This is a genomic window from Bacillus sp. FSL K6-1145 (assembly GCF_038003425.1).
GTDB classification, from domain to species: domain Bacteria; phylum Bacillota; class Bacilli; order Bacillales; family Bacillaceae; genus Bacillus; species Bacillus pumilus.
Genome location: NZ_JBBOPC010000001.1, coordinates 687,471 through 703,768 on the forward strand (window position 1 = coordinate 687,471; position 16,298 = coordinate 703,768).

Consider the following 16,298-nt stretch of genomic DNA (forward strand, 5'->3'; position numbering starts at 1 on the left):
GAAAGGAGATGATCCCATGGCTTTACAGCCGCAGAAGCTGGATAAACAGAACATTGAAAATATGTTAGGTGTCACTACGATCCAAGAAGGACTGCTGTTTCATCATTTAATGGAACCGAACGGAACAGCTTATTTTGAACAACTGCTGATCGAAATAGACGGACCAATAGATCGAGACATTTTTGAACAATCATGGACGAATGTCACCAAACAGCATGAAATGCTTAGAACATTGTTCAGATGGCAGGAACTAGCAAAACCAGTGCAAATTGTGCTGAAGGAGCATCAGCCAGACATTCGATATCGTGATTTCACGCAAGCGAAGGAGCCTCTTCATGTGCTGAAAGAAGAGGTGACGGCACAGAACCGAGAAGAACGCTTTGATCTGCAGGAAGTCCCATTCCGCCTGACGTTATGTGAAGTGAATGATGAAGTCAGCTGGGTTCTCATTAGCTTCCATCACATTTTATTGGACGGATGGAGCCTTGGGATTGTATTAAGCGATTGGATGAGTGCATATGAGCGCTTATCGAATGGGGACAAACCTCTTCTGGAACAAAGACCGTCCTACCAATCCTTTGTCAAATGGCAGCAGAAAAACCTTCAACAGACAGAAGCACAAGCCGCCTATTGGAAAAATGTTTTCAACGGATGGAGTTATGCAGAACTGCTTCCGAAGTCAAGCGGCGCATATGAACCTTCAGAAGTGTTTCATCAATATGAACATCAAGTGGATACTTCCATTGCGGAGAGCTTGAGCAAATTCACAAATCAATATGACGTGACGCTGGCATCTGTGATGTATACGCTGTGGGGAGTTTTACTATCTAAGTATGCGAACCAAGATGATATTGTCTTTGGGACAACAGTATCAGGGAGAAATGCGGATGTCCCTCATATTGAAAAGATGACTGGGCTGTTCATTAACACTTTACCGCTGCGAGTCTCATTCGAACAGGAGCGGCCAATTCTTGAACAGATGCAGGAGGTGAGCCGTGAGATCGCTGTAAGAAATGAATATGAACATACCCCACTATCTGACTTAAAAAAATATGCAGGAATGACTGCAGAGCAATCATTATTCGATTCAATCGTCGTCATTGAAAACTATCCACTAGATCAAATGCTCACGAAAAACGATCAGCCAATTCGTATTCGTGGATTTGAGATGACTGAGCAGACAGAATTCGATCTCACGCTTAGTGTTCAGGCGTTTGATGATCAGCTGCACTTTTCATTGGTATATAACCCTGTCAGCTTTTCAGCTGAGCAAATCGAAAAGTGGTGTCAGCATTTTCTTCATCTCCTGTCTGATGCCTGTGCACATCCGCACAAATCTGCTGCTCAACTACAGCTGCTATCAGAAGAAGAGAAAGAAAAGCAGTTAGCGGTCTTTCAGCAATACGGCGGAGCAACACCTAGCCATGAGCCAACGGTGATCGACCTATTTGAAGCACAAGTGGAGCGAACGCCAGCGGCAGTCGCAGTTGAGTTTGGCGATACGACGGTTACATATGAACAACTCAATAAGAGAGTGAACCAGCTCGCACATTATTTACAAAACAAAGGAGTCAAACAGGAGCAGCGTGTCGGCATTTTAGCAGAGCATTCCATTGAAATGGTGATAGCATGCTTATCGATCTTAAAAGCTGGCGGTGCTTACGTGCCGATTGATCCTGAATATCCGCAGGAACGAATAGAATATCTATTAGAAGACAGCGGAGTAGAATGGCTCTTAACTCATCCAATGAAAGGGCTCACCTATGCCTATCATGGAGAAAAAATTGATATCACGCAGCCGGATCTATACACCGGACCATCAGACAACTTGGCAGAAGCCATCACCTCAGACCAAACAGCCTACTGCATTTATACATCAGGAACGACCGGAAGACCAAAAGGAGTACTCATTCATCATCTTGGCTTAGCCAACTATATTGATTGGGCGAAGCAAGTATATGTTCGAGGAGAAACAAGGCATTTTGCTTTGTATACTTCACTGTCCTTTGACTTGACGGTTACTTCTATTTTCACGCCGCTCATTTCAGGAAATACCATCATGATTTATCACCATGAAAACCGGCAGCTACTTGTCGAAGACATCATAAACGACAACCGTGTACATGTGATGAAACTGACACCATCTCATTTACAGTTTATTAAGCATTTGTCTTTCCCAGACAGCCAAATGAAATGTTTCATTTTAGGCGGAGAGCAGCTGGAAACATCTTTAGCGAAATCCATTCAGCAGTCCTTTCCGCAGCCAGTTGAAATTGTGAATGAATATGGACCAACTGAAACGGTCGTTGGCTGCATGATTCATCGATATGACCAGGACATTGATCAAGACGTGTATGTACCGATTGGAAAGCCAGCACAGCATACAGATATTCTTCTGTTTGACAGACATATGAATCTCATGCCGGAAGGAGCCGTCGGTGAATTATATATTGGCGGAAAAGGTGTCGCAAAAGGCTATTTGAATCGCCCAGAACTAACCGAAGAAAGATTTGTCGATCACCCTTTCCAGCCAGGAGAAAAAATTTATAAAACAGGTGATGCAGCGCGCATTCTCCCTAATGGGCTCATTCAATTTTTAGGTCGAAATGATGATCAAGTGAAGCTGAGAGGCTACCGGATTGAAACTGGTGAGATTGAATTTTGGTTGAATGAACAGCCAGGAATAAAAGCAGCAGCTGTTGTTGTAAAGCCAGATGTTTCTGGTACACCATGTTTGGCCGCATATGTTGTCACGACAGCCATACTTGATCAAGCGGCAATAAAACAAGCGTTGGCTGATCAACTGCCGGATTATATGATCCCAACTCACTTTGTTCAATTAGACGATATGCCGCTGACTGCCAATGGCAAACTAGATAAACGAGCTTTACCTGCTTTAAAACAGGCGCAGCAAACGAAAAAACAGGCGGGCTCTGACTATCTTTCTGATACGGAGAAAGTCATTCAAGACATTTGGAAAAAGGTCCTCGGCTTAGATGAGGTAAGTGTTCATGACAAATTCTTTGACATTGGCGGGCATTCACTCAATTTGATCCACGTCAATCAACAGCTCGCTAAGCAATTGAATCAAAGCATTCCAATGGTCGAAATGTTCCGCCGCCCAACGATTAGAGAGCTTGCCGCATATTTAAGCGGCGATTCAGAGCAGACAGCGGCAGACACGCAGCCTGTAAAACAAAAGATAAGAAAAGCCAATGAGCCGATTGCCATTATTGGAATGGCTGGTAAATTCCCAGGTGCGAAAAATGTTGAGGCATTTTGGCGAAATTTGAAGAATGGAGAAGAATCAATTTCCTTCTTTTCCGATGAAGAACTGCTTGAAGCTGGTATTGACCGCCAAACCTTCGAGCGATCCGATTATGTGAGGGCAAAGGGTGTCATTGATGGACCTGATTTATTTGATGCATCCTTCTTCGGCTATTCGCCAGGTCAGGCAGAAATGATGGATCCTCAAATACGTCTCCTGCATGAATACGCCTATAAGGCGCTGGAAGATGCGGGGTATGTACAAGAAGATTATACGGGGAAGGTCGGGTTGTTTACTGGGTCCACTTCGAACTTCCAATGGATTCAGCGTTTTGCCGCTTCCCTTGATAGCAGCATGTCAGAGCTGTTTGAAGTGGGTTCACTCAATGATACGTATACCGTAAGTACAAGAATTGCCCATAAATTGAATTTGAAAGGACCGGCGCTTACGCTGCAAACCGCTTGTTCAACTTCCTTGGTCGCCTTGCATTTGGCCTGTCAATCCATTGCAAATGGTGATTCAGATGTAGCTCTTGCGGGAGGTGTGTCGATCCTGCACCCAGTGAAATCAGGCTACGTTTATCAGCAGAATATGGTGAAATCAAGCGATGGCCACTGCCGCGCCTTTGATGATCAAGCAGATGGAACTGTTGGCGGAGATGGTGTTGGTCTTGTTGCTTTAAAAGCACTTAGTGAAGCCATAGAAGATGGTGACCATATTTATGCGGTTATTAAGGGCTCTGCCATCAACAATGATGGTGATCAAAAGGTTGGTTTCAATGCTCCGAGCGTCGAAGGACAGACACGTGTCATTCAGGATGCCCTGCATCAAGCAGATGTTTCACCAGATACGATTGAATATGTGGAAACACATGGAACTGGCACATCACTTGGTGATCCGATTGAAATAGAGGCGCTCACAAAGGCTTTCGACACAGAGAAAAAACAATTTTGCCGCATTGGGTCTGTGAAAACAAATATTGGACATTTAGATGCAGCGGCAGGAGCAGCTGGCTTGATCAAAGCTGTGCTTTCGCTTCAGCATCACACATTTGTACCTAGTCTTCACTTCAAAAAAGCCAATGAAAACATTGCATTTGAGCACAGTCCTTTCTTTGTAAACACTGAGCTGACCGACTGGAAGCAGCCAGCTTCCCATTTGCGGCGGGCGGGGGTGAGCTCATTTGGAATGGGTGGAACGAATGCACATGTCATCTTAGAAGAAGCACCACAAAGAGATCGTCAGCAAATGCCTCGTTCTGCTGAGCTGCTTGTTCTTTCAGCCAAGAGCAAAACGAGCTTGGAACGAATGAAAGACAAACTCGCAAGCCAAATAGAAAACACACCTTCTATCAATTTGGCAGACGCAGCTTATACGCTGCAAACAGGAAGACAATCCTTTGGTTTTCGTCAGGCATTTGTTGCGGCAAACAGAGAAGATGCTCTAAGAGTATTAACAGAAAAGCAAGGCAAAGGCATTGGAAAGCTCATGCATTCGCATGTGGAAAAGCAAAAGATTATTTTTATGTTTTCTGGACAAGGCAATCAATATCTCAATATGGGATTAGATTTGTACCGGGAAGAGCCTTACTTTAAGAAGCAAATGGATGCTTGTTTTCAAGCATATGAAGAAGCAACGGGACGAAGTCTTGCCCGTATTCTGTACCCATTAGCAGCTGAAACAGAAAAGGCACGTGAACAATTGGCAAGTACTCAATATGCACAGCCAGCCATTTTTGCCATTGAATATGCCTTATCCATGCTTTTCATTGAATGGGGCGTTCGTCCTGATGCAATGATCGGCTATAGCTTTGGCGAATTAACGGCAGCCGCCATATCAGGGCTATTCAGCTTAAAGGACGCAATGTCCATGGTCGCCTATCGTGCGAATGCGATGCAGTCGTCACCAGCTGGCGTCATGATGAGTGTTCCATTGCCTGAGGCAGAGCTAAAACCGATGCTTCCAAACGATATTTCTCTCGCGGTTGTCAATGATTCATCATGTATCGTGTCAGGTCTAGAAGAGGCGATAAGTGAATTTGAACAAGAGCTAAAAAGCAACAGATTGATGTGTATGCGATTAGGTGGAACCATTGCCGCCCACTCACATGTCATGAAGGAGGCAGCGGAGCAATTCGGAGAAAAATTAACGCATATTAACGCCAAGTCGCTTCGTATTCCATTCATTTCGAATCTGTCAGGAGATTGGATGACAGATACGAGTGCGAAGGATATGTCTTATTGGAAAAGGCATATGACCGATACAGTTCGCTTTGCTGAAGGCATCACAAATATTTTACAAGAGGACAATATTCAATTAATTGAGATTGGTCCAGGACAAGATTTAAGCGTGATGGTCAACCGGTCGCTGAACGGCCTGAACCAGCATGTATGTCATGTGTTAAGACATGCAAAACAAGATGTGACGGATACTGAATTTTTACTTGGTCAAATCGGACGTTTATGGACAAACGGATTATCCATTGATTGGGACAGGTTCCATCTAAACCGTCAGCCGCGGAAAATGCCGCTGCCAACGTATGCATTTGATCAAACCTCCTATTGGTATGATGCAGCAGATCGTGTGAAGCAAGAAAAACCAAAGCAGTCTGAACGAAAGCAGCAAATGGATGAATGGTTCTATACCCCTCATTGGGAAGCCGATCTTTTACCTTGCGTGCCATCAGAAGATACATCTGGCGGAGCCTTGCTTTTGTTTGCAGATCCATCTGCTTTTGGAGAGAAGATTGCGGCTGAGCTCATGACGAAACGGAACGAGTCCGTAGTGGTTCGTAAAGGAAATGAATTTACGAAGCATGACAAAAAAAGCTATACCATTCGGTCACATGAGCCATCTGATTATGAAAGGCTCATATCAAATCTGGCAGATGACGAAATCAACGTGTCAAAAGTTTGTCATCTATGGGGGCTTGCAGAAAGACAGCCATCTCAAACGGAAGAAGAATGGGTGAAGCAAACGCAGCAAGATGCTTATTACTCCTTGCTTTATATCGGCCAGACACTGAAAAAATATGTGTTGGACCAAAAGGTATCGATTACAGTTCTTTCCTCATTGACGTATGCCGTTGGCGGTGAGCCTGTACTTTATCCTGAAAAAGCGATCCATCTAGGACCTGCGATGGTGATTTCACAGGAAACACCGAACTTACGTTACCGCATTCTTGATATTGATCGCCCAGTGGAAAATGGGGTTCAAGAAAAGAGATTGCTAAAGCAAATAAGCGATGAGCTAGATCGAGCGTATGGACAGCTTCTCACGGTCTATCGACGAAATAAGCGATATGTGAAAAAGTATGCGAATAGTTCAGTTCCTGAAACAGGACAGGCTCATTTGGCTAAAAAAGATGGTGTATACATTTTAATTGGCGGACTTGGGTTTATTGGATTGAATATCGCCCAGACTTTGGCCGAGCAAACGAAGGGAACATTGATCTTAACGAGCAGATCTGGACTCCCTGATAGAAGCAAGTGGCAAGAATGGCTGTCTGCGCATGATGAACAGGATCCAACAAAGAAAAAAATCCAAAGGGTAATGGCGCTGGAAGAGACAGGTGCAGATGTTCTCATTCAGAAAGTAGACGTTCGTCACAAGGAAGATATCCAGCAATTGATCAACACAGTGGATGCATCATATGGGCAGATCGATGGCGTGATCTATGCAGCTGGAGTGACAGGCGACCAATCTTTCCAGGTGATGGAGCAAACAGATGTCACTTTTTCGGAGCCGCATTTTGAAGCGAAGATGAATGGTGTGCTTCATCTTGATGCTGCCTTAAGTGATCGATCCCTTGATTTCTGTTTTGTCCTGTCATCTTTGTCACCGATCTTGGGCGGACTCGGTTTTACAGCCTATACAGCTGTGAATCATTTCATCGATGCGTACGTGTATGAACGCAATCTACGTTCAGAAACACAGTGGTCTGTCATTAGCTTTGACGGCTGGGAATTTGAGCAAGGGAAGCAGCTTGATCTTCCAATCGGAGATGATGTCACCGAAACGTTAATTACAGAAAAAGAAGGAAGAATGATCTTTGAACGATTGCTTTCGCTGGATCAAGTGGAACAAATGGTTATTTCGACAACATCTTTACATGATCGTATTCACCGATATGTAGACCGTTTATCCCTTAAGGATGAGAGCGGCGGAGAGCATGAACAAGATGGCAACCTGTATTCTCGACCAGCGCTTTCCACGAATTATGCGGCACCAGAAACGGAGCTGGAGAAGGCATTAAGTCAACATTGGCAAGCATTCTTTAAGATTGATGAAATTGGCATAGATGATCATTTCTTTGAAATGGGTGGAGATTCTCTAAAGGCGATTACCTTCATTGGTATCATTCATCGTGCATTTAGTGTAGAGCTGACGCTGCCACAATTTTTCCAAATCCCTACGATACGATTAATGGCAGCATATATCGATCAAGCAGATACTGCTGCTTATCATGCGATTGAAAAAGCCGAAGTGAAGGAGCATTATCCTCTGTCGTCTGCGCAAAAACGGTTGTATCTCATGCAGCAAATGGATGTAAACAGCACAGGATACAACGAGTTTAAAGCGGGACGAATCAAAGGGAAACTCGATATTAGCAGGTTGGAATGGGCATTTCAGCAGCTCATTAAGAGACACGAAAGTTTGCGGACAGCGTTTGTACTAGAGAATGGCGTCCCTTATCAAAAGATTGAAGAAGAGGTACCATTTGCAGTCACATTATTTGACCTCACTAACGGATCAACACAAGGATCTGAGGAAGAGCAAAAACAAGTGATTGAACAATTTTTGACTGCCTTTACGTTAAGTGAGGCTCCATTGATGAGAGTCGGTGTGATGAAGCTGGCAGATGAGGAATTCGTACTCATGCTGGACATGCACCACATTATCTCAGACGGTCTTTCTCAAGATATTTTGGTCAATGACTTTATGCAGTTATATGACGGCAGGACGCTCGAGCCTCTTGCTCTGCAATATAAAGATTTTTCAGAATGGCAAAATGACCTGCTTGCATCAGAAGCACTGAAAGAATCGAGTGATTACTGGAAAAATCGGTTAGAAAGTGCCCCGCTACTTGATCTGCCAACAGATTTCGATCGGCCAGAAGTGAGACAATTTCGCGGCGGACATTATACGTTCCGTATAGAAGAAGCGGAGCTGAACGCGTTTAAGCAGGTGATTTTACAGGAAGACGCCACACTGTTTATGGGCTTGTTAAGTGTATATCAGATTTTGCTTCACAAATTAAGCGGACAATCAGATATCACGGTCGGGGTTCCGGTAGCAGGGAGAAAACAAGAGGAGCTGCAGCAAGTGATCGGTATTTTTGTCAATATGCTGCCACTTCGTTTGTATCCTAAAGCAGAACTGACGTACCAGCAATTCCTGCAGGATGTGAAAGCACATGTCATCGATGATTTCGGACATCAAGACTATCAATATGAACAAATGGTTCAAGACCTCCAGTTAAGCCGGAGTGTCAGCCGGAATCTATTGTTTGATGCTGTGTTCGCCTTGCAAAATATGAATCAGCCAGAACTGAAGGTAGGCGGTTTAACCTTTAGTGATTATCTGTATGAGACAGGAACGTCACGCTTTGATTTACTCTGGATTGCGTATGAGCAGGAAGACGGTCTTTCTTCAACAATTGAATATAATACTGAGCTTTTCACAGAGGAAACCATCGAGCAGATTGCGGGCTTGCTGAAAGACATCATGAGGGCTGTTTCAGTAGATGCTGTAAGAATAGAGGAGATCGAACTGACTTCTTCATTCAAGCAATTAGATGACGTATCTCTTTTCGAATTAGATGACTTGAAAATATAAGTAAAGAGGTGAATGGAAGAGTGATTGAACATGATGATTTTCAACTGAAAGCAGCGGCGAAGGAAAGGGTGTTAGAAAGAGCCTACTGGACATCGATCTTATCAGGTGTCCAGCTTGATGGCCGCATTCCTCATACGGTTTCACATGCCAAGCCTGCTGCAATGAACCGATCGCTTCATTCGTCCTTCCCTGTGGCTATGAATCATTCGTTAAAGCAATTATGTGGAGATTCTGATTTGCGCCTGTTTATCGTGCTAACCACAGCAGCTTTTGGCTTGCTTCAACGTTATAGCGGAAAAACTGAGTTGATGGTGACTGTTCCTACAATGGAACAGTCTGCTAATCAATCCGCCATCAATCATATGCTGCCGCTGAAGGCAGAGATTGAGCCTCATATGAGCTTTAGCGCAGGGCTAGAGGCAGTGAAACAATCGTTTCAGGAGGCAGTGCGTCATCAAAACTATCCTGTTTATATTTTAATGGATGAGCTTTGGCATTCAGCAGGAGAAGACAAGAAGCGTGTCAATCTGGCATGTGCATTTGAGACATTGCATGGGCAAGTTGACAGAGAGCAGCTGCATGCGGATGTGCTTATTGTTTGGAAGAAAGAACAAGATCACCTTCATGCTGAAGTTCACTGGGATGCTTCCATTTATGATGACCACATGATGGAGCAGTTCTCCAATCATTTCATGGGATTCACAGAGCAATGTCTCGAAACGTCTGAGCAAACGATGAGCACACACTCATTTTTATCTGATATAGAGAAAAATCAGCTGTTTGATTCGTTTCAAGGAGAGTCGCTCGCTTATCCAGTGGATCGTGATATTGTGTCGTTATTTCAACAACAAGTCCAATTGTATCCAGCGCGAACGGCTGTTGTGTTTGGCACCACCTCCTATACATATGAAGAGGTTGATCATTTATCAGATCGCATTGCGCTTAGACTATCTCAAAGTCAGATAACACGTGAGGCTCCTGTTGGACTCAGAATGTATCGATCTGCTGAACTTGTCATTGCCATTCTTGGCATCTTAAAGGCTGGCTATGCTTATTTACCGATTGATGTTCATCTGCCGATTGAAAGAATTCGGTATATGCTCAAAAACAGCGGCGCTACAGCTATTGTCTCGGATGCAGAAGGACACGAAGGATTGGATGTCGAGGTCCATGTGATTCAAGACATGCTTCAAGAACCATCAATAAAAGAGAATATGACTTGGTCTATCTCGCCTTCGGATATGGCGTATGTCCTGTATACATCAGGTACGACAGGGCATCCGAAAGGTGTCGTTATCGAACATCGTCATGTCATTAATTTGGTATATGGAATGAAAACGCGCTTTTTTGATCTGCTCCCTAATCCTTTGCAAGTAGGGATGCTGGCTTCTCACATTTTTGATGCGTCTGTTCAAACATTGTTCCCGGCATTGCTCTTCGGGCATACGCTGCATATTGCCAAAGATGAAGTCCGTATGGATGGGCATGCGTTATGGTCGTTTTACCAAGAACATCACATTCAGCTGTCTGATGTGACCCCCTCTCACTTGAAGCTGATGAACAAGGCAGCAGCGCAATCGAAACAAGACTTGCCAGCATTGAAGATGATGCTGGTGGGCGGAGAGGTGTTCACAAAAGAGCTGATGGATCAATTTTTACAGCAGATATCAGGTGAAAAACCAATCATGATTAATGCGTATGGGCCGACTGAATGTACGGTTCAGTCATCATCCTTTTTGATTCCCCAAGACTGGGACGAACAAGTCATTCCTATTGGGCAGCCGATGCCGAATGAGCATATTTTCATATGTGACGCGCAAGGAGAGCCAGTTCCGATTGGCGTCTTTGGAGAGTTATATATAGCAGGCGCTGGTGTAGGTCGTGGGTACATCAATCACCCTGATCTGAGCAAGGAGAAATTTATCAAAAAACCAGAGCTGAGCAGCGGGATGTTATACGGTACGGGAGATCTTGCAAGATGGCGGTTTGATGGTTTATTAGAATTTGCCAAGAGAAACGACGGTCAAGTGAAAATTAGGGGATATCGAATTGAGCTAGAGGAAATCCGTAGAGCGATTCTTGATGACCCGCATATGCAAGGACTGATTCAAGATGTCATTGTCATTCCTAAGGAAACGCAGGATCAGGACCAATACATTTGCGCATACATGATGGCAAAACAAGTGATAGATCAGCGTGCGCTTCGTCAGTCTTTAAGTGAAAGATTACCAGGTTATATGGTGCCGAGACATGTCATCCAAATAGAGCAATTTCCTTTGAATCTATCAGGGAAATTGGATATCCAAGCACTACCGAATCCAGAAGATCAGCTGTCAAACAATCAAGAGCCTGTGACCATTCAAGCACATAATGAAACAGAGCAGAAGCTTGTTCGCATTTTCGCCTCTATTTTACAAGTCCCTGCTTCGCAGATTCGTATAGATGAACCGTTTTTTGACTTAGGCGGGAACTCTTTTAATATCGTTGAGTTGTCCAATAAAGTGAAAGAGGAATTTCAGCAGGAGCTGACAGTGATGGAGCTGTTCCAATATACAACTGTTTCGCAAATAGCTACGCAATTAAAAAACAAAGCATCAGGGCAAGAGAAACAGATCGAAGATGATGGAGAAAATGAAGCGGATGACTTAGAAAGTGCCGCTCAACTGTTAGGCGGGATGATAGATGAGTAAGTTCACAGGATTAGAGGTTGCAGTGGTTGGGATGGCCTGCCGTTTTCCCGGAGCAAAGAATATTCATCACTTTTGGGACAACCTTGCAAATGGAAGAGAGTCCATTACGTTCTTTTCGAAGGAAGAGCTGCTTGAGGCAGGGGTTGAGAAAGAAGCATTGGATCATGAGCAATATGTACGTGCCAAAGGAGCAGTTGATCAGCATGATCATTTTGATGCAGATTTCTTTGGTTATTCACAGCGTGAAGCAGAAGTAATGGACCCGCAAATCCGCATGTTTCATGAGGTGGCGTGGGAATCACTTGAAGATGCAGGCTATAACCCTGAAACCTATCAGGAACCGATTGGTTTATTTGGAGCCGCTTCTGCTAATTTATATTGGCAAGCTGCATCCATGCTGATGAGAACGAATCACTCATCCGAACAATTTGCGGCTGTTCAGTTAACAGATAAAGATTTCATGAACACAAAGGTATCTTATAAATTGAATTTGAAGGGGCCGAGCGTAGCTGTTGATACAGCTTGTTCTTCCTCTTTGACTGCCATTCATATGGCGGCGCGTGCCCTGATTACTGGAGAATGTAAAATGGCACTCGCCGGCGGCGTCACCATTACGACCCCTCACAAAAAAGGATACATGTATCAAGAAGGCATGATCATGTCGCCAGATGGGCACTGCCGGGCTTTTGATGAACAGGCAGAAGGCACCGTTGGCGGTGAGGGCTGCGGTGTTGTTGTGCTCAAATCATTAAAGCAGGCACTAAAGGATAAGGACCATATCTATGGCGTGATTAAAGGGTCAGCCTATAACAATGACGGTGGGCGGAAGGTTGGCTACACAGCACCAAGCATAGAAGGACAAAGCGAAGTGATTAAAAAGGCACTCAACATCAGTCGTGTAGAAGCTGAGAGTATTTCTTATATTGAAGCACACGGCACCGGTACAACTCTTGGAGATCCGGTTGAAATTGAGTCACTAAAGAAAGCCTTTCAAACGGATAAAAAGCAGTTTTGTGCAATTGGGTCTGTGAAAACCAATATTGGTCATCTTGACTCAGCCGCAGGGGTTGCAGGTTTTATCAAGACAACGCTTAGTCTGTACCATCAGATGCTGCCGCCTAGCCTTCATTATAAAAAACCGAATCCGAAAATTGATTTTGAATCAAGTCCATTTTATGTCAATACAACCCCCGTACCATGGATGAAAACAGAGCAGCCGCTGCGTGCTGGAGTTAGTTCGTTTGGAGTCGGTGGAACGAATGTACACCTGATCATGGAAGAGGCACCCGCCGCCGACAAACCGTCAGTAGAAAGAGATCATGAACTAATGGTGATTTCTGCAAGATCGAAGCAGGCGGTTCAAAAATCGGCTGAACAAATGACATCTTATTTAAAAGAACAAAAGCGTGTCACACTATCCGAGGCTGCCTTTACACTGCAAGAGGGACGAAAGCATTTTCCTTATCGACAAGCTTTTCTTGCAGGGCCTGACCGCACATTCCAGTCAGCTGGACAGCCGCAAAAGGCCTTTCAACAGCCGGCAGTTGTCTGGATGTTTTCTGGACAAGGTGCTCAGTATGTGAATATGGGCAAGGATTTATATGAGAAAGATCCTGAATTTAAACAAACGCTTCAGAAATGTTTTGCCATCATTTTATCTTTATCAGGTGTTGAGATCGAGAACGTGTTATATCCAACAACCGAAGAAGAGTTCATAAAAGCAGAACAACTCATACAGCAAACATCATATACACAAATCATCTTGTTTAGTTTTGAGTATGCGCTCGCATCGAAGCTGATGGGACTAGGCATACGTCCGCATTATTTCATTGGTCATAGTATTGGAGAAATAACAGCTGCCTGCGTGGCCGGTATCATACACCTTGAAGATGCAATCCGGATCGTTTTAAAAAGAGGCAGTTTGATGCAAAAAATGCCTCGGGGTGAAATGGCCGGAGTGTCACTCTCTGCCGAAGAGATTGAACATGATCTTCCTGAGGGTGTCGAGCTTTCTGCGGTGAATAGCTCACAATTATCTGTTGTTTCCGGTCCTCCAGAACGGTTACAGATCTATCTCGAACAAGCTGAAAAAAGAGGAGCTTCTGTCCAAACATTGAAAACCTCTCACGCCTTTCATACGAGTATGATGGCTGAAGCGTCCGTACAGTTTAAGAACGCTCTCTTAGAGATCACCTATCAGCAGGGCGAGGTTCCGATCCTTTCGAATGTGACAGGAAGCTGGTTAACAAATGAGCAAGCCTCATCGCCTGATTACTGGGCATCTCATATTAGGCAGCCTGTTTTATTTAGTCAAGGATTAGAGACGTTACTTGGACTTGGTGAAGTGGTTTTCATTGAAGTGGGACCAGGTCATATGTTGACTCAATTTGTGAGACGACATGATGACTATGATGTGAACAAAGCAGCGGCTGTTTCATTGGTGAGACATCCAAAAGAACAAGCTGCTGATGATGAATATATGAAAAAGGCTATAGGGAAGCTGTGGAGTTTTGGAGTGGAGCCGAACTGGAGCGCTGTCAGAAAAGAAAAGACCCCATATCGAGTGTCACTGCCAACATATCCATTTGAGCATCAAATATTCCCCTCTCCGCAGTTTAAAGCGGATCAGCTGATGAGCAATTTAGCACCATCAGAAATGGGGGAGACACTCTCCGCTGATTTTCAAGACTGGTTTTACATTCCGGTATGGGAGCGCTCTGCACCTGTACTAAAAGAGCAGCATCATCAAGGGAAGCGTATCTTGGTTTTTGAGAAAAATGGTCATATTGCCGCTTATTTGAAAGAGCGGCATGCAGTGGTTGTCAGCGTCTGTCAAAGTGATCATACGATCAAAGAAAATGACCAGGTGATGAAGGCTGACGTTCATATGCTGTCACACTTAGAGTGGGTGATGGCTGAACTGCAGCAATCTGGATTTATACCGGAAGAGATCATCTGGATGCATGATGAACTAACAGAAGATACAGGTGATCAGCCGAACTACTTATCTGTACTTGATCTCGTCAGGCTGATCAGTCAGCATCATAACACAACCATCCGTCTTCATCTTGTGACAAATCAAGCGCATGATGTCATCGGGATGGAGAAGGTCAATCCTCTTCAAGCAACATGCACTGGACTAGCTCTGACCATTCCTCAAGAATATCAGCACATTGCGTGTCAGCACGTTGATTTATGTCAGGAAACAAAGGCGGACTGGCCGCTATTTCTTTCATATGAGGTGGCAATGCACGATCAAGAGGCAGTCGTGGCGTATCGGGGGAACAGTAGGTGGGTTCGAAAAGCTTCAAGTACACCTTTAAGCAAAGAGGAATCGTCCACACAGCCTATCAGGACTCATGGTGTTTACCTCCTGACCGGCGGTATGGGAGGCATTGGTTTCACACTAGCTCAACATTTAGCAGAAACGTATCAAGCAAAACTTGTGTTCCTCAGCCGATCACAAATACGTGAACGCTCTGCATGGCATGAACTGCGTGATGCGGATGGGAAAGAAGCTGAAACCGTGAAAAAGCTGATGACTCTTGAAGAGTTAGGAGCTGATGTACTAACTGTACACGGTGATGTGTCAGATAAAGACGCCGTGCAGAAAGCGATCCAGCTGGCTCATACATCATTTGGTGATTTACATGGTGTCATCCATGCGGCAGGAGAGGCAGATGGGAAGATCATCCAAGCAAGAACAGCAGACGATGAAATTCGCATGTGTCTGCCAAAAATCAACGGGACCTATGTGCTGGATGAAACACTCAAGGATGAAACGCTCGACTTCTTTTTACTTTGTTCATCCCTAGTGTCCTTTCTTGGAGCGGCTGGACAAGTGGCTTATGCCGCTTCCAATGCTTTTATGGACAGCTTTGCTCATGAGAAGAGGCAGGAAGGAAAGCCAGTGATTTCTTTAAACTGGGATCGATGGGAAAAAGTCGGTATGGCACACAACTCAGCATTAGCGGCCAAAGTCAATGACATGATGACGCTCGAGGAGCAGGCGGGAATTTCACCAGATGAAGGAATCAAGGCCTTTCAGGAAGTGCTGCGTTTAGATTATCCGCAAATTCTTGTTTCTGTTCGAGACATGGGTGAGAGAATGAAACACCGATTAACACCTATGCAGCAGGAAGAAGAGTCGACTCAACAAATATCGCAGGTCATAGATGATCGTCTAGAAGCATCATTGTGTGATGTACTCAGCTCCTTTTTTCCTCATGAACCGGATGTGAATGAGAACTTCTTTGAAATGGGTGCGACATCCCTTGATTTACTGCAGATGAGCGGTCATATTAAATCAATTTATGGTATAGAGGTTCCAGTGGTCATGATGTATAGTCATCCAACGATCGCGTCATTGGCTGCAGAACTGAAGAAGATACATGGAGTGAAGGAAGAAAAGCAAGCTGTCACTGAGTCATCTAATCTCCGCAAACAGGCGATGGCAGATGGGAAGAACCGCCGTAAACAGAGATTAAAACGAAAATAGATGG

At 44.4% G+C, this 16,298-nt stretch carries 3 protein-coding genes; all 3 read left to right on the top strand.

All coding sequences use genetic code 11. From position 1 onward, the window contains the following. Window positions 1-16: 16 nt before the first annotated feature. The 3 genes from MHH41_RS03385 to MHH41_RS03395 are packed head-to-tail and all read left to right on the top strand — an operon-like array spanning window position 17 to window position 16,294. Complete coding sequence (locus MHH41_RS03385; protein ID WP_340865685.1) at window positions 17-9,106, top strand: non-ribosomal peptide synthetase/type I polyketide synthase; 9,090 nt, start codon at window positions 17-19, stop codon at window positions 9,104-9,106. A 20-nt stretch (window positions 9,107-9,126) separates the two neighbouring features. Next, on the top strand, window positions 9,127-11,796 hold the full coding sequence (locus MHH41_RS03390) for a non-ribosomal peptide synthetase (RefSeq protein ID WP_253622878.1): 2,670 nt from the start codon (window positions 9,127-9,129) through the stop codon (window positions 11,794-11,796). Further along, window positions 11,789-16,294: a type I polyketide synthase gene (locus MHH41_RS03395; protein ID WP_340865686.1), complete on the top strand. Its 4,506-nt coding sequence runs from the start codon at window positions 11,789-11,791 to the stop codon at window positions 16,292-16,294. The genes MHH41_RS03390 and MHH41_RS03395 overlap by 8 nt, the downstream gene beginning before the upstream one ends. Window positions 16,295-16,298 lie beyond the last annotated feature (4 nt).

Coding starts and splice junctions, on each gene's coding strand:
- MHH41_RS03385 (WP_340865685.1), top strand. CDS start 17: ATGGCTTTACAGCCGCAGAAGCTGGATAAACAGAACATTGAAAATATG.
- MHH41_RS03395 (WP_340865686.1), top strand. CDS start 11,789: ATGAGTAAGTTCACAGGATTAGAGGTTGCAGTGGTTGGGATGGCCTGC.